This is a genomic window from Hoeflea ulvae (assembly GCF_026619435.1).
Taxonomy (GTDB): Bacteria; Pseudomonadota; Alphaproteobacteria; order Rhizobiales; family Rhizobiaceae; genus Hoeflea; species Hoeflea ulvae.
Genome location: NZ_JAOVZQ010000001.1, coordinates 667,692 through 686,802 on the forward strand (window position 1 = coordinate 667,692; position 19,111 = coordinate 686,802).

The 19,111-nt window shown below is 63.2% G+C and carries 17 protein-coding genes; 13 read left to right on the forward strand and 4 right to left on the reverse strand.

The window, feature by feature from the left end; genetic code table 11:
• The first annotated feature begins 19 nt into the window (after nucleotides 1-19).
• Nucleotides 20-1,924, forward strand: a complete 1,905-nt coding sequence (locus OEG82_RS03260) for a polysaccharide biosynthesis protein (protein ID WP_267611040.1) — start codon at nucleotides 20-22, stop codon at nucleotides 1,922-1,924.
• A gap of 118 nt (nucleotides 1,925-2,042) precedes the next feature.
• On the forward strand, nucleotides 2,043-3,281 hold the full coding sequence (locus OEG82_RS03265; protein WP_267611041.1) for an MFS transporter: 1,239 nt from the start codon (nucleotides 2,043-2,045) through the stop codon (nucleotides 3,279-3,281).
• A 22-nt stretch (nucleotides 3,282-3,303) separates the two neighbouring features.
• Here the strand turns inward: OEG82_RS03265 and OEG82_RS03270 are convergent, their stop codons facing one another.
• On the reverse strand, nucleotides 3,304-3,912 hold the full coding sequence (locus OEG82_RS03270; RefSeq protein ID WP_425497528.1) for a transglutaminase-like cysteine peptidase: 609 nt from the start codon (nucleotides 3,910-3,912) through the stop codon (nucleotides 3,304-3,306).
• Nucleotides 3,913-4,117: 205 nt separating this feature from the next.
• Nucleotides 4,118-4,885 (reverse strand): alpha/beta fold hydrolase, encoded by a 768-nt coding sequence (locus tag OEG82_RS03275; RefSeq protein ID WP_267611042.1) that lies wholly within the window; start codon nucleotides 4,883-4,885, stop codon nucleotides 4,118-4,120.
• Nucleotides 4,886-5,076: 191 nt separating this feature from the next.
• Here OEG82_RS03275 and infC point away from each other — a divergent pair, with 191 nt between their 5' ends.
• The 7 genes from infC to OEG82_RS03310 all read left to right on the forward strand — a co-directional run bounded on the left by infC (nucleotide 5,077) and on the right by OEG82_RS03310 (nucleotide 12,839).
• Nucleotides 5,077-5,613 carry a translation initiation factor IF-3 gene (gene infC, locus OEG82_RS03280; RefSeq protein ID WP_267614842.1) on the forward strand — a complete coding sequence of 179 codons (537 nt, stop codon included), beginning with the start codon at nucleotides 5,077-5,079 and terminating at the stop codon, nucleotides 5,611-5,613.
• Nucleotides 5,614-5,874: 261 nt separating this feature from the next.
• On the forward strand, nucleotides 5,875-6,075 hold the full coding sequence (gene rpmI / locus OEG82_RS03285; protein ID WP_267611043.1) for a 50S ribosomal protein L35: 201 nt from the start codon (nucleotides 5,875-5,877) through the stop codon (nucleotides 6,073-6,075).
• 37 nt (nucleotides 6,076-6,112) lie between these two features.
• The gene (gene rplT / locus OEG82_RS03290; RefSeq protein WP_047031582.1) at nucleotides 6,113-6,514 is read left to right on the forward strand and encodes a 50S ribosomal protein L20; all 402 of its coding nucleotides are present in this window, start codon (nucleotides 6,113-6,115) and stop codon (nucleotides 6,512-6,514) included.
• Nucleotides 6,515-6,689: 175 nt separating this feature from the next.
• Nucleotides 6,690-7,775: a phenylalanine--tRNA ligase subunit alpha gene (pheS, locus tag OEG82_RS03295; protein WP_267611044.1), complete on the forward strand. Its 1,086-nt coding sequence runs from the start codon at nucleotides 6,690-6,692 to the stop codon at nucleotides 7,773-7,775.
• Between the two features lie 13 nt (nucleotides 7,776-7,788).
• Nucleotides 7,789-10,200: a phenylalanine--tRNA ligase subunit beta gene (gene pheT, locus OEG82_RS03300; protein WP_267611045.1), complete on the forward strand. Its 2,412-nt coding sequence runs from the start codon at nucleotides 7,789-7,791 to the stop codon at nucleotides 10,198-10,200.
• A 177-nt stretch (nucleotides 10,201-10,377) separates the two neighbouring features.
• The gene (locus tag OEG82_RS03305) at nucleotides 10,378-11,763 is read left to right on the forward strand and encodes a nicotinate phosphoribosyltransferase (RefSeq protein ID WP_267611046.1); all 1,386 of its coding nucleotides are present in this window, start codon (nucleotides 10,378-10,380) and stop codon (nucleotides 11,761-11,763) included.
• Between the two features lie 89 nt (nucleotides 11,764-11,852).
• Nucleotides 11,853-12,839, forward strand: a complete 987-nt coding sequence (locus tag OEG82_RS03310; RefSeq protein ID WP_267611047.1) for a Gfo/Idh/MocA family protein — start codon at nucleotides 11,853-11,855, stop codon at nucleotides 12,837-12,839.
• Nucleotides 12,840-12,864: 25 nt separating this feature from the next.
• On the opposite strand, the gene OEG82_RS03315 is transcribed toward OEG82_RS03310, so the two are convergent.
• Nucleotides 12,865-13,245, reverse strand: a complete 381-nt coding sequence (locus OEG82_RS03315; RefSeq protein ID WP_267611048.1) for a GtrA family protein — start codon at nucleotides 13,243-13,245, stop codon at nucleotides 12,865-12,867.
• A complete protein-coding gene (locus OEG82_RS03320) occupies nucleotides 13,242-14,273 on the reverse strand; it encodes a glycosyltransferase (protein ID WP_267611049.1) in 1,032 nt (343 codons plus the stop codon). Before OEG82_RS03320 ends, OEG82_RS03315 begins: the two co-directional genes overlap by 4 nt.
• A 106-nt stretch (nucleotides 14,274-14,379) precedes the next feature.
• Between OEG82_RS03320 and OEG82_RS03325 the strand changes: the two genes are divergently transcribed.
• From OEG82_RS03325 to OEG82_RS03340, 4 genes are all read left to right on the forward strand, one after another.
• Entirely contained in the window at nucleotides 14,380-16,233 is a 1,854-nt protein-coding gene (locus OEG82_RS03325) for a hypothetical protein (RefSeq protein WP_267611050.1), read from the forward strand.
• 180 nt (nucleotides 16,234-16,413) lie between these two features.
• On the forward strand, nucleotides 16,414-17,478 hold the full coding sequence (mepA, locus tag OEG82_RS03330; RefSeq protein ID WP_425497529.1) for a penicillin-insensitive murein endopeptidase: 1,065 nt from the start codon (nucleotides 16,414-16,416) through the stop codon (nucleotides 17,476-17,478).
• A 143-nt stretch (nucleotides 17,479-17,621) separates the two neighbouring features.
• The gene (locus OEG82_RS03335; protein WP_267611051.1) at nucleotides 17,622-17,999 is read left to right on the forward strand and encodes a methylglyoxal synthase; all 378 of its coding nucleotides are present in this window, start codon (nucleotides 17,622-17,624) and stop codon (nucleotides 17,997-17,999) included.
• Between the two features lie 70 nt (nucleotides 18,000-18,069).
• Complete coding sequence (locus OEG82_RS03340; RefSeq protein ID WP_267611053.1) at nucleotides 18,070-19,089, forward strand: glucokinase; 1,020 nt, start codon at nucleotides 18,070-18,072, stop codon at nucleotides 19,087-19,089.
• Nucleotides 19,090-19,111: the final 22 nt, after the last annotated feature.

The window sequence follows — 19,111 nt, forward strand, 5'->3', positions numbered from 1 at the left end:
GCAGGAAGAGACAGAAAGCATGATCGGTAAGTTGATCCACTGGCTTGCCGCGAGAGATCGGCGCACCAAGCAATCCATCCTCGTCGGGTTCGATTTCATCCTGTTCGCTTGTGCCGTGTGGTTTGGTTATTCCATTCGTTTCAACGTTTTATACAGCCCTGATATTACCCAGGTTCTTCTCATCCTGGCAGCACCTGCCATCGGCATCCCGATCATGTCTGCCTTCGGCCTTTATACCTCTGTCACCCGTTATGTCGGCGAACATGCGCTGTGGACGATTTTCAAGGCGGTGGGCCTGACGGCGGTGGTCTGGACGGCGGTGGCCTTCCTGGTCCGGATTGAAGGATCGACGGCGGTGCCGAGGACGGTGCTGGTGCTGTTCTGGCTGCTGTCGCTGTTGCTGGTGGCCGGCTTTCGCTACACCTCCCGCTGGCTGATCCTGGAATTCACCCGCGAACCGACGCCGCAACGCAATATCCTTGTCTATGGGGCCGGCGATGCCGGACGCCAGATCGCCGCGACGCTGAAGCAGAGCAGCTACCGGATCGCCATCTTCCAGGTCGATGACGATTCCACCCTGTGGGGCGCCACCATCGGCGGCATCAAGATCAGGAACCCGGCCGAACTCGAGTCCCTGGTCAGCCGCAACAACATCAATGAAGCGATCGTGACGATGCGGAGCGCCAACACCGCCCGCCGCGCCGAGGTGGTCGAGCAGTTGACCGGGCTTGGCCTGCGCGTCCGCATCCTTCCCGCCTTCGTCGATATCGCCGACGGCAAGCACACCGTCGACCTGATCCGCGATGTCGAGATCGGCGACCTGCTCGGCCGCGATGCGGTGCCGCCCGAGCCGGGCCTGATGGCCACCAACACCCGCGGCAAATGCGTGCTCGTGACCGGAGCCGGCGGGTCGATCGGCTCGGAACTGTGCCGCCAGCTCAGTGCCGTCGGCGTTTCCAGGCTGATCATGATGGATTCAAGCGAATTCGCGCTCTACCAGATCGACCGTGAGCTCGCCCGCCAGACCGGCTTCGAAAAGGTGCCGGTCCTGGGTTCGGTCACCGATGCCGCCTTGATGCGCCGGGTGATGAACGAGAACAAGGTCCACACGGTGTTCCACGCCGCCGCCTACAAACATGTGCCCCTGGTGGAAGCCAACCCGTTCGAAGGCGTCAAGAACAATGCCTTCGGCACCTATGCGGTGGCTTCGGCTGCTTTTGAAAGCGGGGTCGAGGTGTTCGTGCTGATCTCGACGGACAAGGCGGTGCGGCCATCGAGCGTCATGGGCGCCTCCAAACGCCTGGCCGAGCTGATTGTCCAGGATTTCGCCGAAAAGGCGCGGCTTAGAAACAGCGGAAAGGTGTTCTGCGCCGTCCGCTTCGGCAATGTCATCGGATCCAGCGGTTCGGTCATTCCCCTGTTCAAGGAACAGATCCGCAAGGGCGGGCCGATCACCCTGACCCATGCCGAAACAACCCGCTATTTCATGTCGATCGAAGAGGCCGCGCAACTGGTCATCCAGGCCGGCAGCCTGGCCCGGCGCAACGACGAGGCCGGCGATTTCCCCGGCCGGATCTTCCTGCTCGACATGGGCCAGCCGGTGCGGATCCGGGACCTGGCGGTCAAGATGGTCCAGTTGTCGAATCTGACGGTATGCGACGAAGCCAATCCCAATGGCGATATCGTCATTCAGGATGTCGGTCTGCGCCCGGGCGAAAAGCTGCATGAAGAGCTGTTCTTCTCGGTCGAGGCGGCTTCGCCGACATCGCACCAGAAGATTTCCGTCGCCGCTGAATCCGCCCCCGAAGGTCTCGATATCGAGCAGATGTACCAGGAACTCAAGCAGCTGACCTCTGAAGAAGACCATCCCGGCCTGCTCTCGTTCCTGCGCCGCGTCGCCGGTATGGGCGCCAAATGCGAGTGAACATCCCGCGCGGGACCTGCGGGACAATGGAAGCCGGATAGATGGAGTGGGGTCTTGTCCCGAAGTCTGCCCTGGTCGGCCTGGCGCGCCTGAAGCGCGACAGCGCAAGGGCTCCACGGTGAGCGACCTGCCCCGCCGCATCGAACCGCTGACCCTGCTTATCGGCGTTTCGATGACCGTCGGCTATGGCACGCTGTATTATCCCTTCGCCATTCTCGGCCCGGAGATCGCCCGGGCGCAGGGCTGGAGCAACAGCTTTGTCTTTGGCGTATTCTCCGTGGCCTTGCTCACAAGCGCGGTCACGGCGACGCTCGTGGGCCGTGCCATGGATCGTTTCGGCGCCCGGCCGGTGATGGTCGCCGGGTCCTGTCTGGCGGCGCTGACGCTGTTCAACCTGTCGCTTGTCCAGTCGATGGCGGGTTTCGTCGTCGCCATGCTGCTGATCGAATTCTCCGCGCGCATGGTCCAGTACGAGACCGGATTTGCCGCGCTGACCGCCATTCATGGCCGGAAGGCGCGCCGGCCCATCGCCCATGTCACCCTGGTCGCGGGCTTCGCCTCCACCGTGTTCTGGCCGCTGATCCACTGGCTGCTCGGTTTCATGGACTGGCGTGGCGTCTGCCTGATCCTCGCCGCGACCAACCTGCTCATTGCCTTGCCGATCCATGCGCTGATTCCGCGCCGGCCGGGCCGCAGCCTTGATCCGCATCCGGTTGCGCCGGCGCTCAGCGATCCCGGCCTGTTGCGGCCCGGCCGCCGCACCGCGGCATTCGTTCTGATGGCCATTGCCTTTTCCGGCAGCAGCTTTCTGATGTCGGCGGTGCACACCTCGTTCTTCCTGATCCTCGACGAAATGGGACGCCCGGCGGCGCTTGCGGCCCTTGCCGGCGCGATCATCGGCCCGATGCAGGTGGCGTCGCGGCTGATCGAGATGCTGACCGGCGAACGGGTCGCCTCGTCGATGGTGGGCGTGATTTCCAGCGGCGCCCTGCTGTTCGGCCTTGCCTGCCTCGCCGCGGCGCTGTGGCTCGACGGAGAGCTCGTCGTCATCGTGTTTGCCGCCAGTTTCGGAATAGGCCAGGGCCTCAACTTCATCGCCCGGGCGATCCTGCCGGCGCGCCTGTTCGGCACCGAGGGCTATGGCGCGCTGACCGGCAAGCTGGCAACGGTCCGGCTCTTTGCCATGGCCGGTGCCCCGATCTGCACCGCACTCGCCATCAGCCATGCCGGCATCGGCGCGACATTTGCCCTGCTCGGGCTGACGGCGGCCATCGGCGTTGCGGCCGCTTGCGGGCTTCACATCATAGAAAGACGGGCGGCTGCGGCACAGGCCGCCCCGGCAACCGGCGCAGACTGAGCAATGCCCTGTGCGGGTGTGTCTACTTCAGTGCCCCGACCAGCACATCCGAACCATTTTCGATGGTGACCCAGCGGCCTGCATTGTTCGAGGCCTGACGCTTGAGATAGCGGTAGGGGGTGTCGCGCCAGTTCTTGACCTCGTCGACCAGGTTGTCGAGCACGAAATCGCCCTCGGAGGTTCTCAGCGTCAACACGGCATGGCCTTCGCCATCAGGCTTGCGCACGACGGTGATCAGCGTGTCGGCGGCGGAAAAGCCGCGTTCTATCAGCATGTGCCGCTTGAGCAGGACATAATCCTCGCAATCGCCGGCAACGTCTGGATAGGCCCAGACCTCTTCCTTGCCGAAGACTTCGAGATCGGTCTTGGGCATCACCGAGAAATTGACGGCGCGGTTGATCTCGTTGACCACGTCCCACCCGTAATCGGTGACCTTGGGTGCGGCATAGGAACCCTTGACCGGTTTGCACTCGGCGGAGAACTGCTTGCAGAACTCGTAATGTCCGATCGGCTGCGATGTCACCCGGCCTGTTTCCATGGACCGGCCCGCGGCCATGCTCCCTGCGGGCACCGCGACCAGCGCCATCAGGGCGATCAAGGTCAGTCTCTTTTGTCCCGGGCCGAAAAACATTGCCGGTATACTCCACGCCGTCGAACTTCGTTAACAAAGAGTTAAGAGCCGATGGCGTGAAGAGTCAATTGCATGTTCGGGTTCTTCTCAAGACATGGTTACCGGCCGCGGCTTTCCCGCCACACTTCAGGCTTGCCGGGCTGATCAAAGGGCGTAGGCGAGGTCGCGGAAGGGTCAGTTGCGCGCCGCAATGCCGTTGGCGGCGTCAAGAATGCGGGCAATGTCCTCGTCGCGCGAGAGCCGGTGGTCGCCGTCGCGGATCAGCGTCAGGGTGACGTTTTCCGACGGCAGATGCTCGATCAGCCGGAGTGCGTGGCGCCAGGGCACATCCGGATCGGCCATGCCACTGGATGATGTGAACCGGGGCGCCGGTGTCGATCAGGCCCTCAAGCACCCGGTTCTTGCGGCCATCCTCAAACAGCGCCCGGGTAAACACATTCGGCTCCGGACCATAGGGTGTCGGCTCTTCGTAATAGCCGTCGCGCTCGAGCGCCTGGCGCTGCGCATCGGTGAGCTCGGGCTCCATCAGTTCGAGCGTGAAGTCGGGCGCCGGCGCAATCAGCACCAGTCCCGCCACCCGGTCGCCATCCCCGCGCGCCCTGAGCTCCTGCACCATGCGCAGCGCGATCCAGCCGCCCATCGACGAGCCGACAAGGATCTGCGGACCGGATGTGCATGCGTCGAACACCGCAAGGCTCTCTTCCAGCCAACGCGATATCGTGCCCTCGCGAAAGCTGCCGCCGGATGCGCCATGACCGGAATAGTCGAAGCGCAGCGCGGCGCGACCCTGGTCTCCGGCCAGTTGGCACAGCGCTTCCGCCTTCGATCCGGTCATGTCGGAGCGGTAGCCGCCGAGCCAGACGAAACCCGGCAGATCCGCGCCGGCCGGGCTGGCCTTGCGCGACAATATGGCGATGGTGCGCGCCGCGTCGCCGGTGCCTGTGGACAGCGTGCTGGCCTGTGGTTGCATCATGTCTGTGGCACTCCGTTGGCTGGGTTTGGACCCCTTTTACAAGATTCGCGGGCGTTCGGCCGCTGCTGTGGTGATTTTTTCGCAAAGCCATGCTATTGACACCGGCCTGCCGATGACGACATTGCGCGTAAACAAGTATACTCGCGCGTTGTCACAGGCAGAACCGACGAGTTAATCAGGAGACCAAAACCATTCGCAGACCATTCAGAGCGCCGCCAACCGCCAACGAAGGCCCCCGCGCAAACCAGAATATCCGGACCCCGACCGTCCAGCTCATTGATTCCGAAGGTCACAACCACGGCGTCGTGCCGACCGACCAGGCCTTGGCCATGGCCGAGGAGGTTGGCCTCGATCTTGTCGAGATCAATTCCGCCGGCGACGTGCCGGTTTGCAAGATCGTCGATCTGGGCAAGCTGAAATACGCATCGCAGAAAAAAGCCTCGGAAGCGCGCAAGAAGCAGAAGACCGTCGAGGTCAAGGAAATCAAGATGCGCCCGAACATCGACACGCATGACTATGACGTGAAGATGCGCGCCATGAACCGCTTTTTCGACGAAGGCGACAAGGTCAAGGTCACGCTCAGATTCCGTGGCCGTGAAATGGCCCATATGGAACTGGGCATGAAATTGCTCCAGAAGGTCAAGGACGACACGGTCCTGATCGCCAAGGTCGAGGCCGAGCCGAAGCTCGAGGGCCGTCAGATGATGATGGTGCTGGCGCCGAAGTAACACGATGATGGCCTGAGGCGAACCGGTCCGGCGTGTGCCGGGGCCGGTTTTTGCTTTTATCGGGCGGAATCATTGCAACACCCGTTGCGCTTTAATCCGGCTACGGCTATAAGGCGCGCGTTCAAACCGGCCGGCAGGGCATGCCGAGGCGGTTGTCAACGCTTGATGCAAATGGGGACTTCGCCCTTTGTATCTCACCCAACAAGAAGACGGCTGCGTGGCGCCATAACGGCGCGCAAAGGCCTCATAAGGAGTAGCGAAATGCCCAAGATGAAGACGAAATCGTCTGCCAAGAAGCGGTTCAAGATCACGGCAACCGGCAAGGTTATGGCCGCCGCCGCAGGCAAGCGCCATGGCATGATCAAACGGTCCAACAAGTTCCTTCGCGACGCCCGCGGCACCATGGTTCTGTCCGAACCTGACGCCAAGATCGTCAAGAAGTTTCTTCCCAACGGCCTTTAAGAAGCGCCGGGACCACCGAATTTAAGGAGATCATGATATGGCACGCGTAAAACGGGGCGTACCCGCCCATGCAAAGCACAAGAAAGTCCTGAAGAAAGCCAAGGGCTTTTACGGACGCCGCAAAAATACCATCCGCGCAGCGAAGGCCGCCGTCGACAAGTCGATGCAATACGCCTATCGCGACCGCAAGGTCCGCAAGCGGAATTTCCGCGCTCTCTGGATCCAGCGCATCAACGCCGCTGTCCGCGAGCACGGCCTGACCTATGGCCGCTTCATCGATGGTCTGACCAAGTCGGGCATCGAGGTTGACCGCAAGGTTCTTTCCGACATGGCGATCCATGATGCGGAAGCCTTCGGCGTACTCATCGCCGCTTCCAAGGAAGCGCTTGTGTACCTCAAGGATTCCACGCCGAACGAATTTGAAAGCGCTGTCGCCTAAGCCAGCGTTTTCCAAAAGCAGAATTTGAATTTTGGGATCCCGCGCTGGCACGGCTGGCGCGGGATCTTTCGTTTCAGGACCGGGCAATCCCTGTTTCGTGACAATGCCAATTCGTTTAAGCACGGGCGAGCCGCCCGCCAGATACGGCCAGCAAAAATACAGGTAGTCAAAGACCATGAGCCAGTACCAGACACTTGAAACCTCCATCATGGCCGAGATCGCGGCGAGCGCCGACGAGGCGACCATCGAGGCCGTACGGGTGTCGGCCCTCGGCAAGAAGGGCTCCGTCTCCGAACTGCTCAAGGGGCTGGGCAAGATGTCCGCCGAGGAACGCCAGGAAGCAGGTCCTGCGATCAACGGCCTCAAGGCGCGCGTCGCCGATGCCATTGCAGCCCGCAAGAGCGAGTTGCGCGATGCCGCCATTACCGAACGCCTGGCGCGCGAAACAGTTGATGTCAGCCTGCCGGTACGCTCGTCACCGGCCGAACGCGGCCGCATCCATCCGATCAGCCAGATCACCGACGAGATCACCGCGATCTTCGCCGATATGGGCTTTGCCATTGCCGAAGGTCCCGATATCGAGACCGATCATTACAATTTCACCGCGCTGAATTTTCCCGACGGCCATCCGGCGCGGGAAATGCACGATACCTTCTTCCTCGAGCCAGATGACAAGGGCGAGCGCAAGGTGCTGCGCACCCACACCTCGCCGGTGCAGGTCCGCACCATGGAAACGCAGAAGCCGCCGATCCGCATCGTCATTCCGGGCAAGACCTACCGGCAGGATTCCGACGCCACCCATTCGCCGATGTTCCATCAGGTCGAGGGGCTGGTGATCGACAAGACCGCCAATGTCGGCCATCTGCGCTGGGTGCTGGAGGAATTCTGCAAGACCTTTTTCGAGGTCGACAATGTGGTGATGCGCTTCCGCCCGTCGTTCTTTCCCTTCACCGAGCCCTCTTTCGAGGTCGATATCCAGTGCGACCGCACCTCGGGTCCGATCGTCAAGTTCGGCGAGGGCTCCGACTGGATGGAGATTCTGGGCTGCGGCATGGTGCATCCCAATGTGCTGCGCGCTGGCGGACTGGATCCCGACGAATATCAGGGCTTTGCCTGGGGCATGGGGCTCGACCGCATCGCCATGCTGAAATACGGCATGCCCGACCTGCGCGACTTTTTCAACGCCGATGTCCGCTGGACCAGCCACTACGGCTTCCGCCCCCTCGACATGCCGACCCTGTTCGGCGGCCTGAGCGCGTAAGGAGAATAGACCCATGAAATTCACACTCTCCTGGCTCAAGGATCACCTTGATACCAACGCTCCTCTTGATGCAATTGTCGAGCGGCTGACGGCCATCGGCCTCGAAGTCGAGGATGTCGACGACAAGGCGGCCTACAGGCCGTTCACCATCGCCGGGGTCGTCTCTGCCGAGCCGCACCCCAATGCCGACAAGCTGCGCGTGTTGATGGTCGACAAGGGCGACGGCAAGCCGGTGCAGATCGTCTGCGGCGCGCCCAATGCCCGCGCCGGGCTGATTGGCGCGCTGGCCGAGCCGGGCACCTATGTCCCGGGCATCGATGTGACCTTGTCGGTCGGCAATATCCGCGGCGTTGAAAGCCACGGCATGATGTGCTCGGAAAAAGAGCTCGACATGTCCGACAGCCATGACGGAATCATCGACCTGCCCGAGGATGCGCCGATCGGCACGCCGTTTGCGTCCTATGCCGGGCTTGATGATCCGGTCATCGAGATCAATTTGACGCCGAACCGTCCCGATTGCACCTCGATCTACGGCATCGCCCGCGATCTGGCAGCTTCCGGCCTCGGCACGCTGAAGCAGCCGCAGGCCCCGAGCTTTGCCGTGGATGGCGAGACGACGCAGAATGTGAAGATCATTCTCGACGATGAATCGCTCTGCCCCGGCTTTGCCTGGCGGCTGGTGCGTGGCGTCAAGAACGGCCCGAGCCCGAAATGGATGCAGAAGCGGCTTTTGGCCATCGGTCTGCGCCCGATCTCGGCGCTGGTCGATGTCACCAACTACATGACCTTCGACCAGGGCCGGCCGATGCATGTCTTCGACGCCGACAAGGTCAAGGGCGAGCTGGTGGTGCGCCGCGCCCAGGAAGGCGAGGAAATCCTCGCGCTCGATGGCCGCACCTACAAGCTCAATCCGGCCAATGTGGTGATCGCCGACGACAATGGTCCCGAATCGATCGGCGGCATCATGGGCGGCGAGCATTCCGGCTGCGACGACAACACCACCAATGTGCTGATCGAATCCGCGCTCTGGGACCCGATCAACATCGCCAAGACCGGCCGCAGCCACGGCATCATCACCGATGCCCGCTACCGCTTCGAGCGTGGCGTCGATCCTGAGTACATGGTTCCGGGGCTTGAGCGCACCACCGAACTGGTGTTCGACATGTGCGGCGGCACCGCAGCCGAAGTCCGGGTGACCGGCTATTCCGGCCACGACAAGAAAATCGTCGATTTCCCCTTCGCCGAAGTCAAGCGTCTGACCGGCCTGACCGTCTCCGATGACGAATCGCGAAAAATCCTCACCGGCCTCGGCTTCGAGGTCACGGGCAGCGGCGAAACCGTCAAGGTTGCGGTTCCGTCCTGGCGTCCGGATATCGACGGCAAGGCCGATCTGGTCGAAGAGGTCATGCGTGTGTTCGGCGTCGACAAGATCGCGCCCGAGCCGCTGGCGCCGACCGGTTCGGTCAACGGCAAGATCCTGACAACGATCCAGATCCGCACCCGGTCGGCCAAGCGCGCACTGGCATCACGCGGCATGCTCGAGGCTGTCACCTGGTCATTTATCTCGGCCGAGCAGGCCAAGCTGTTTGGCGGCGGAAGCCGGGCGCTGAAACTGGTCAATCCGATCGCCGCCGACATGTCCGACATGCGGCCGTCGCTGCTGCCGGGCCTGCTGCTGGCGGCCCAGCGCAATGCCGACCGCGGCTATGGCGATGTGGCGCTGTTTGAAGTCTCCGGCACCTATGAGAACGACACGCCCGAAGGCCAGCGCCGGGTCGCTGGCGGCATCCGCCGCGGCACAGCACTGATGACCGGTTCGGGCCGCCACTGGGATGGCGCGGCCAAGCCGGTTGGCGTGTTCGATGCCAAGGCCGATGCGATTGCGGTGCTTGAAGCCTGCGGCGCGCCGGTCGACCGGCTGTCCTTCGAACCCGGCGCTCCGGACTGGTATCATCCCGGCCGCTCCGGCCTGATCAAGCTCGGTCCGAAAACCGTGCTCGGCCATTTCGGCGAATTCCATCCTAACACGCTTTCGGCCCTGGATGTCTCCGGTCCGCTCTGCGGCTTCGAGGTGTTCCTCGACGCCATTCCGGAAGCCAAGCGCAAGGCCACCCGCACCAAGCCGGTGCTGTCGCTCTCGGCCTTCCAAGCCGTGCGCCGCGACTTTGCCTTCGTGGTCGATTCCGATGTGCCCGCCGCGACGCTGATCCGCGCCGCGTTAGGAGCCGACAAGGCGCTGGTCACCGGCGTCAATGTCTTCGATCTGTTCGAAGGCCCGTCGCTGGGCGAGGGAAAGAAGTCGCTGGCTATCGAAATCACCATCCAGCCGCGCGATCGCACGCTGACCGACGAAGATCTCGACAAGCTGGCCAAGGCGGTCATCGCCAATGTCGAAAAATCCTCGGGCGGCGTGCTCAGGGGGTGATCCGTCAATCGGGGCGGTCCTGAACGGACCGCTCCGGCCGGATGAAGCGGGTCACGTCAACCCGCCAACAAAATTGCTGTCCCGACCGATCAATTGCCCCGGTGCTCTTGCCGAAGTGGTCTCTGCAATTGCATGTTGTGCGTCGATGAGATCAAGCGCCGGAGTGTAATGCGTATCATGAACCCCATTCTCAATTCCGACAGCTACAAATACTCGCATTTTGCGCAATACCCGCCCGAAACGGCGGCGATTTCGGCCTATATCGAGGCGCGGCCCGGCGGCAAGCACGACCATGTGCTGTTCTTCGGCCTGCAGATGTTTTTAAAAGATTATCTCTCCCGCAAGATCACCATGGCCGATGTCGACGAGGCCGAGGAGATGATCACCGCCCACGGGCTGCCGTTTCACCGCGACGGCTTCGAGAAGATCGTCACCCGCCACAATGGTCATTTCCCGCTGCTGATCGAGGCTTTGCCCGAGGGGATGGTGGCGCCTACCGGCACGCCGCTGGTGCAGGTCAGGAACACCGATCCGGATTTCTTCTGGCTGCCGACCTTTATCGAGACCGCACTCTTGCGCGCGGTCTGGTATCCCTCCACCGTCGCCACGGTCTCTCATGGCGCGCGCCAGATCATCGCCGCTTCGCTCGAGCGCACCTGCGACGCGCCCGACGAGGTGCTGCCGTTCCGGCTGCATGATTTCGGCGCCCGCGGCACCACGTCGCTCGAACAGGCCGGCATCGGCGGCGTCGCCCATCTGGTCAATTTCCTCGGCACCGACACTGTCAGCGCGCTGGTCACGGCGCGGCGCTTTTATCACGAGCAGATGGCTGGCTTCTCGATTCCCGCCGCCGAGCATTCGACCATGACCAGCTGGGGCGAGGACCGCGAGACCGAGGCCTATCGCAACATGCTCAAGCAGTTCGCCGGCCCCGGCAAGCTCGTCGCCGTGGTCTCCGATTCCTATGATCTCTATCGCGCGGTGAAGAACATCTGGGGCGAAGAGCTTAAGGCCGAGGTCGAGGCCACTGGCGGCACGCTGGTGGTGCGGCCCGATTCCGGCGACGCCACGCGCGTGCCGGTCGACACCGTCGAGATGCTCGGCGAGATTTTCGGCTTTTCCCTGAACAACAAGGGCTACAAGGTGCTCAACCCGGCGGTCCGCGTCATCCAGGGCGACGGCGTCACGCCCGATTCCATCCGCATCATTCTCGGCCGGCTGGAAGACCGGGGATGGTCGGCGGAAAACATCGCCTTCGGCATGGGCGCGGGTCTGTTGCAGAAGGTCAATCGCGACACGTTGCGCTTTGCCATGAAGGCCAATGCCCGGCAGGACAAGGATGACGCCTGGCACGGCATCAACAAGAACCCCAAGACAGATCCCGGCAAGGCTTCAAAGCGCTACCGCCAGGCGGTGGTGATGGAGGGCGGCCGGCCGCTGGCCGTGGCGCTGAAGGATATCGGCGAGCGCCAAAACCTGCTGCAGCCGGTGTGGCAGGATGGCGAATTGCTGGTCGACTGGACCCTGGCGGAAATCCGCGAACGCGCGGCGTCGGGCAAATAGGCCTGCAGTTTTGCCGGACGCCGATCCGGATGTAAAACACCAAAGACGCAGCGCCGCAGTGTGCCGCAGCAAATAATTGGGAGAAAATCATGTTTCGATGGGGAATTTTGTCGACCGCCAAGATTGGCCGCGATCACGTCATCCCGCAATTCCAGGATTCCAAAAACGGCGTGGTCAGCGCCATTGCCAGCCGCGACCATGATCGCGCCCGCGCTCTGTGCGACCGTTTCGGCGTGCCCTTAGCCTTCGGCTCCTATGAGGAATTGCTAGCCTCACCTGATGTCGATGGCGTCTACATTCCGCTGCCGACCTCGCAGCACATCGAATGGGCAATCAAGGCGGCCCAGGCCGGCAAGCATGTTCTGTGTGAAAAGCCGATCTCGCTCAATGCCGATGAAATCGCGCCGTTGATTGCCGCCCGCGATGCCGCCGGAGTGCTGGTCAGCGAGGCCTTCATGGTCACCTACCACCCGCAATGGCACAAGGTCCGGGCGCTGATCGCCGAGGGCGCCATCGGCCGCCTGCGCCATGTCCAGGGCGCATTCGCCTATCACAATGTCGATCCGTCCAACATGCGCAACACCGCCTCGCTCGGCGGCGGCGGGTTGCCTGATATCGGCGTCTATCCGACGGTCGCCACCCGCTTCTCCACCGGCAAGGAGCCACTGCGGGTGCAGGGCAGCGTCGAGTTCGATCCCGATTTCGGCACCGACCGCTACGCCAATGTCAATGCCGATTTCGGCGACTTCACCCTCAGCTTCTACTGCTCCACCCAGATGGCGGCGCGTCAGCTGATGGTCTTCCACGGCGAGGACGGCTACATCGAGGTCGGCGCCCCGTTCAATGCCGGAGATTACGGCCATCCGACGGTGGTGCTCGAACGGCGCGGCCATGACGAGGCCAGCATCTTCCGCTTTGGCGGCGTGCGCCAGTACCGGCTGCAGGCCGAGGCCTTCGTCCGCAAGGTCGGCGGCAGCGATGACGAGGTGTTCACGCTCGAGCAGTCGGTGCTCAATCAGAAGCTCATTGACGCGATCTATCGCGCCGCCAGGCATGACAGCTGGGAAACCGTGTAGCAAAACGGGACAGGCGGGAAGCCGTTCAGCGTTTTGCGCCGAAGACGAAGCGGGAATAGCCCAGATAGGAAAACACGGTGGCTGATCCTGATCCCAGGATCAGCGCAAGATAGGGCGAGATGCCCGGCAGCGAGAGCAGGCTTGCCGAATAGACCGCGTAATTGAGCAGCGCCGATGCGATGCCGACGCTGCCATAGCGCGCACCCTCGACCGCCACCTTGCGGTGCGATGCGCCGAAGGTGAAGGTGCGGTTGATGCCATAGGTGCTCAGCATCGCCGAGCCGATGGCCAGCACCCGGGCGCTGAACGGGCCAAGCAGGCCTGAATCCAGGAACATCCACAGCACACCCATGTCCACCGTGAAGCCCACGGCGCCTGCGAACAGGAAGAAGGCAATTTTTCTCATGAAGCGCGTTTTCGGCTCTCGGTTGCGTCAGGCAGCGAACCGGCTTTTCCGGTTGCCCTGAGGTCCTGCGCCACAGCCTTGTCCAGGTCAATGCGTGTCGGTGAAATTGACAGGTAATGAAAGCGTTTTTGTTCCGCCCGGCCGCGCGCCACCGAATCCAGGATCACGCCGCCGGCAAAGATCATAAGCGACATCATCATCAGCGCCATGGCCAGCATCCAGGTCGGCATCCGGGTGACCAGGCCGGTGAGGAAATACTCGTTGAGCACCGGCACCATGAACATCATCGACGCCGCCAGCGTGGCGATGCTGAGATAGCTGAAGAATGTGAAGGGCCGGGTTTCCTTCATCAGCATGGCGAACATCCACAGGATCTTGGCGCCGTCGCCGAAGGTGGAGAGCTTGGAATGCGAGCCTTCCGGCCGGCGCCCGTAATCCAGCGCCAGCTCGGTCACCGGCAGCTTCAGCACCGAGGCATGCACGCTCATCTCGGTCTCGATCTCGAAACCGTCCGAGACCGCCGGAAAGCTCTTGGCGAAGCGGCGCGAAAACGCCCGGTAGCCCGAGAAGATGTCGGAAAAATCATTACCGAAAATCGACTTGTACAGCCCGTTGAAGATCGAGTTGCCGAAGGCATGGCCGCGGCGGCCGGCGTCATCGGTCACCCCGCGTCGGGTGCCCACAACCATGTCGCAGCGCTCGGTCAGCATGGTGCGGATCAGTTCGGGCCCGTCGGCGGGCGCATAGGTGCCGTCGCCATCGGCCATGAGGTAGATATCGGCATCGATATCGGCAAACATCCGCCGCACCACATGGCCCTTGCCCTGGCGCGGCTCGCGCACCACCGTGGCGCCGGCCAGCGCTGCGCGCAGCGCGGTCTGGTCCTTGGAATTGTTGTCATAGACATAGATCCGGGCCGAAGGGATTGCCGCGCGAAACCCTGCGACGACATCGCCAATGGTGGCCGCTTCGTTGTAGCAGGGCAGAAGCACCGCGATCTCGAGGCCTTCGAACAAACCGTCTGTCATGTCAATCACCATTGGCTGCGAGCAGTGCTTGCTCGTGGCTTTACTATTTCTTGAGAAGGTTAAGGCTAGGTTGAACTCACCCAAGAAAGTGCGCGTTGGAGTTCCCGTGTTCAAGAGTAGCCCGCTTGCTGGCCAGTCCGGCCTCACCACGTCGGCGTTTCTTCAACGTCCGGAAAGCACCAGTCCGCTCGCCCCGCTGCACCGCCCGGTGCTGCTGGCCTTTGCCTTGCTGACCGTCCTGACCGTGGGGATGCATTTCAGCTCCTATATCGATTATGTCGGCAGCGACAATGACGACGTCATGCGTCTGGTCGAGGTGCGCGACCTGCGTGGCGGCCAGGGCTGGTTCGACCTCATGCAATACCGTCTCGGGCTCGAAGGCGGCACGCTGATGCACTGGTCGCGGCTGATCGATCTTCCGATCGCCAATCTGATCATGCTGTTCTCGCTGGTCATGAGCCCGGTCATGGCCGAGGCCTCGGCGCTGTTTGTCTGGCCACTGTTGACCGCACTGCCTGTGTTTTATGCGCTGTCGCTCGGCGGCGGCGTTCTCGGCGGCCCGTCCGGCCGCCTCATCGGCCTGGTTCTGGCCTTCCTGTTCGTGCTCGGGATCAACCGGTTCCAGCCCGGGTCGATCGATCATCACAATGTCCAGCTCGGACTGATCGCCACCATAGCCGCCTGTCTGATCCTGCCGGGCCGGTCGCCGCGCGCCCATGCGCTGGCCGGCGTCGCCGCGGCGCTGGCGATTGCCATTGGTGCTGAAACCACGCCGCATATCGTCGTGGTCGCCGCCATCGTTGCGCTGCAGTGGCTGTGGCTGGGCGAGGACATGAAGGCCGCCGCATCGGCCTTTGCGCTGGCCATGGCGGCGGCGCTGACGGCAGTGTTTTTCCTCACCGTGCCACCGGCGCAGTACAGCCTGGTGGCCTGCGACGCCTTGTCGACCGGCTTCTATGCGCTCGGCGTTGTCGGGGCAGGCGCCTTCTTCGTGGCGGTATCTGCGATGTCGGGCCGTAGCTTCGCCATCCGCCTGTCGGGCCTGGGCGGGGTCGGCGCCGCCACCCTCGGTCTCGCCCTGATGATCGCGCCGCAATGTCTTGGCAATCCGCTGGCAACACTGGATCCGCTGCTGGTCAGCATGTGGCTCGACAATGTCACCGAAGCCCAGTCGGTTGTCTCGCAACTGCGCATCGCGCCCTGGACCGCCAGCGGCTTCTATGTCGTTCCCTTCCTGGCCATGGTGCTGTGCGTGCGCCGCATTGTCCAGGGCCGCAATGCCCATGCCCACGGCGTGCTGCTGGCGCTGCTGGCGGTGTCCTGGGCGATCTCGCTGGTGCAGGTCCGCGGCGCGGTGTTTGCCAATATGCTGTCGGCAATCCCCTTTGCGGCGCTGGTGGCCGAGATGCGGCTGCGATCCAATGCCGACCCGAAGAACCTGCGCAAGGGGCTGGTATTCGCCGGCACGGCCTTTGCCGCCGTTCCTGTGGTCTGGGCGCTGTCGGGCGCGCTGCTGCTGATGGGGCTCAACAAGGTGAGCGGCGAAGAGGCCGGCAGCCTGCCGGAGAAGGAAGAAAATTTCTGCACCAATGCCGAGGCCATGGCGCCGCTGGCCGCCGAACCGGTCGGTGTGGTCTCCGGCCCGTCCAATCTCGGCGCCCATATCCTGCGCTACACGCCCCATCGCGCCATTGCCGCGCCCTATCACCGCAACCAGGGCGGCATGCTGACCGAGCTGCATGCCGCGATGGCCAGGCCCGTGGATGCGGTCAAGTTCCTGCGCGGCGCCGGCGTGACGCTTGTTGCCTTTTGCGACAGCGACGGCCAGGTTTCGAGCGTCGTTGCGGCAGCACCCGATGGGCTTTATGCGCAGCTCAGGAACGGGGAGGTGCCCGACTGGCTGGAAGCCGTGCCTGGAACCGAAACCAGCGCATTGCAGCTGTTCCGCGTCAAACCCTGACCCTGAGGCTCTGAAAAGTGAGCCCTGAACCCGGACTCCGGGGTCGGCCCTGGGCCGGCGCTGCCCCTGGCAGGTCACGCATCTGATGCAAATCGATTCCCTCTCGCGCCGAAAGCCACTAAACTGGCGCGAGGTGATTTGCGCCGGATACCGGCTGCGAGACCGGGGAGTTGAAACCGAATGATCCGCATCAGCCATTTCCGCCCGCTTGCCGGTCACCTGCTGGCCGCTGCCATGATGCTGGCGTCGGGCTTACTGGGCAGTGCAGCTCCTGTCCTGGCCGATCAGCCCGCCAAGCAGATTTTCGGAGCGGCGAAACTTCCCGCCATATTGCCTCCCAGCCCGATCGGGTTCTATTCCAAGGGGTGCCTGGCCGGCGGCATCGCCATTCCCAATGATGGCGCAACCTGGCAGGCCATGCGGCCGTCGCGCAACCGCCGCTGGGGACACCCGGATCTCGTGGCGCTGGTCGAGCGGCTGTCGCGCGAAGCCGCGGCCCAGGATGGCTGGCCCGGGCTTCTGATCGGCGATATCTCGCAGCCGCGCGGCGGGCCGATGCTGTCGGGCCATGCCTCGCACCAGGTCGGGCTCGACGCCGATGTCTGGCTCACCCCGATGCCGAACCGCACCCTGTCGGCGCAGGAGCGCGAAAGCCTGTCGGCCACCTCGATGCTCAAGCCCAACACGCTCTATGTCGATGACAGGGTCTGGACCGCAGCCCATGCGCGGCTGTTGATGCGGGCTGCAAGCTATCCCGAGGTCGAGCGCATTTTCATCCATCCCGGCATCAAGAAGAAGCTTTGCGACACCTGGCAGGGCGACCGCTCGGCCATGGGCAAGCTCAGGCCCTATTATGGCCACCACTATCATTTCCATATCCGCATCAAGTGCCCGCCCGGCGCTAACAATTGCCGCAGCCAGAGCCCGCCGGCACAGAGCTCGGGATGCGACAAGTCGCTGGCCTGGTGGTTTACCGATGAGCCCTGGGCACCGGCCAAGCCGAAGAAGAACGACAAGCCCGCACCGAAAAAGCGCGAGATCCAGCTCTCGGATCTGCCTGCGGCCTGCGCGGCGGTAGCCTCCGCGCCGGGCCCGGCCACCGAAGCGCAGGTCACCTTCGGAACAGCCGATCCGATCGGCCGCATCGCCGGGGCCAATGCCGCCTCCGCCGTCACCGCCTCGGCCTCTGCGCCGATGCCGGTGCCCGGTCGGATACCGGTGCCCAAGCCGCGGCCGTCGAACTGAAGCCCCGGCGGCCGGCTGTCATTTGAAATTCACATCCCGCATCTTTCGCTCGCACGGCGGAACGGCTATAGAATGGAACTTCAAATCGATTGAAAGTGCGGAATTGGCGGGAAATGCCTGATTTCGTGGGAATCCGGGCCGCCATGACCACTCACAAAGCCGTCGCCTTGATCGCGCATGACCAGAAGAAGGACGATCTCGCGGCTTTTGCCCGGTCGCACCAGCAGGCGCTGTCGCGGTTTCCGATTGTTGCCACAGGCACCACCGGCGGCCGCATCGCCGAGACCTGTCCGGGGCTCAAGGTGGAACGGCTCAAGAGTGGTCCGCTGGGTGGCGATCAGCAGATCGGCGCCATGATCGCCACCGGCGATGTCGGGCTGGTGATTTTTTTCGTCGATCCGTTGACCGCCATGCCGCATGATGTTGATGTCAAGGCGCTGATGCGGCTGGCGATCGTCTACGACATTCCCATGGCGCTCAACCGCGCCACTGCGGAAACCTTGCTCACCGCACTCGGGTAGGCCAGCACCCGATCTGCCGGTCCCGCCGGACCGCGCCGCAACCAGACCACGCCAAACAGGGACCTGCCCCATGTCCATCGACACCGACCACATCATTCCGTTTCCGATCCTGATCGGCGATATCGGCGGCACCAATGCACGGTTCGCCATTCTGCTCGATGCCAATGCCGAGCCGAAGGAATTTCCGATCATACACACCGCCGATTTTGCAACGATCGACGAGGCGATCCAGGCCGGCGTGCTGGACAAGACCTCGCTGCAGCCGCGCTCGGCCATTCTCGCGGTGGCCGGTCCGGTCAAGGGTGACGAGATCGACCTGACCAATTGCGACTGGGTGATCCGGCCGCGGGAGATGATCCGCGATCTGGGTTTTGAAGATATCGTGGTGATCAATGATTTCGAAGCCCAGGCCCTCGCCGCGGCTTCGCTGGGGCCGGAATATCTCGAAAAGATCGGCGGCGGCGAAATCCGCGAATCCTCATCGCGTGTGGTTGTCGGGCCCGGCACCGGGCTTGGGGTGTCCGGCCTCGTCCATGCCCGCCACACCTGGTTTCCGGTGCCCGGCGAAGGCGGCCATGTCGATATCGGTCCGCGCACGGCCCGCGATTTCGAACTGTTTCCGCATTACGAGACCATCGAGGGGCGGGTGTCCGCCGAGCAATTGCTGTGCGGCCGCGGCATGATGAACATCTACCGCGCCGTCTGCCAGACCAGCGGCGTCACCCCGGCCGCGTCCAACCCCTCCGAGGTCACCGCTGCCTGGGCCGAAGCTTCGGACCCGGCGGCCGTCGAAACCATCGAACTGTTCGTGACCTATCTCGGCCGGGTGGCCGGCGATCTGGCGCTGATCTTCATGGCGCGGGGCGGCGTGTTTCTCGCCGGCGGCATTGTCCAGAAGATCATTCCGGCGCTTCAGGAGCCGCGATTCCGCCAGGCATTCGAGGACAAGGCGCCCCATTCCGCCATTCTGGCCAATATCCCGACTTTCGTCATCACCCATCCGCTTGCGGCCCTGTCGGGCCTTGCGGCCTATGCCCGCACGCCCGTGCGCTTCGGGGTTTCGACCCAGGGCCGGCGCTGGAAAGCATAGGCAAAGCGCTTTCAACCGGCTA